The organism is Flavobacterium sp. (assembly GCF_021151785.1).
GTDB lineage: Bacteria > Bacteroidota > Bacteroidia > Flavobacteriales > Flavobacteriaceae > Flavobacterium.
This window is the reverse complement of sequence record NZ_JAGKWP010000197.1, coordinates 1-1,516: the sequence shown is the minus strand read 5'-3', so window position 1 is coordinate 1,516 and position 1,516 is coordinate 1. Positions and strand designations below refer to the sequence as shown.

Here is a 1,516-nt window from a genome sequence, read left to right as displayed (position 1 = left end):
CTTTTGAATATTTTAATAATGCATCATTGTATTCACCATGAGGATCAATTACCAAAATCCTTGAACTCGGAAACCCTCTACTTGCAATAGATTGAAGCAATACTGAAACAGCGTTTGATTTCCCACTTCCGGTTGAACCAACAATAGCACAGTGCCTTGATAGGAGTTTATCCAAATCAATTTTAGCATCTAAACTTTCAGATACGCTAATATTACCGACAGTTATTGAATTGGCTTCTTCATATCCACCATAGATAATATTTAAGTCATTTATGGTAACTAAATGTACCTTATCTCCTGTTGTCGGATACTGAGTAATTCCTCTTTCAAATCTTTTCCCAACTTGTTCCCCAGCTAAAACAATATTTACCCATCTTGTATTTTTAAAATGGTCATAATCTTTAGCTACAGCTTCTCTTAGGCTCTCTGGAATAGCAGCTGAACCTATTTGTGTTACAATTCCATATAAATTAGCATAACCTAAAGGTACTTTCACAAAAGACCCTATTTGTCCCACTCGATAAACGACTCCATCAATAATGGGCATATTAGATTTGATATTATCAAAAAGCTTAACAGAAATACTATTTCCGCTAATACTATCAATTTCACCGATTTCTGTTATTTTACCTTTTGACATTTTCTCCCAATTTTTTAATCTCATTATCACTTACCATTGAATTCAAAAAATTTGCTAGCTTACTGAAATCAGGTAGTATAAATTCACCTTTTCCTGTCCATACTTCATTCCCTGTAGATTCAGTTCCTTTTTCATCTTTTGGATCAATTGCTGCATCTTCATCAAAGTACAAATCAATGTTTACAGAATCTTCTTTTGAGGGTTCAGCTTTCAAAACCCATTCTCCGAAATTGCATCCTATTATAGCATTCCGAGAAGCATAAACAGATATTTTTGGATTTTCAAATCCGATCTTTGAGATATTTGATTTTTCATCAATCTTGTCGCACTTATCAAAAATTAAACCTATAACATGAGATGTCGTATTTGTTTTTAAAGCCGAAACAATCCGCGAATTAATGTGTTCATCACTCCATGAATAACCACAAGTAATTAATATAGCATCATCCTGTTTAAGAAAGTTAGATAACCTATCTAATAAGCTTTCATAAGGTTGTTTTTTAGAATCTTTATATTTTAGAGTAGAAGGGTATATCAAAATATCATCATCATCAGGACTAACCCTTAATATTTTTTCAGTATCCTTATCAAAGTGCCAACCTAAAGAACCATGTATTTTCCAAAGCTTAGTTTGTTTTGGTAAAAATCTAAAATCTTCAACAGACTCAGGGTTAAAAAAAGCTCTTAAACTTCCACAGAAACCATCGTAATATGGAATTTCTTTATGCTCTAATCCAAGCTCAAATAAGAAATCATAATTAGTAGTAAATATTTCGATTGGATATTTCCTTTCAGCTTGTCCGATCCAGTTAGCAAAATCAGTTTGAACTAATTCGGATACTATATCTTTTGTTACAATTTTCTCTTCTATATTTT

At 32.0% G+C, this 1,516-nt stretch carries 2 protein-coding genes; both read right to left on the bottom strand.

Annotation, left to right across the window (positions count from 1 at the left end; all coding sequences use genetic code 11):
* Nucleotides 1-640 (bottom strand): DUF87 domain-containing protein (locus tag QZ824_RS11610; RefSeq protein WP_291276177.1); only part of this gene is annotated, 640 nt, incomplete at its 3' end.
* On the bottom strand, nucleotides 627-1,516 hold an 890-nt coding region (locus QZ824_RS11605; protein WP_291276176.1), incomplete at its 5' end, for an SIR2 family protein. The genes QZ824_RS11605 and QZ824_RS11610, both read right to left, overlap by 14 nt.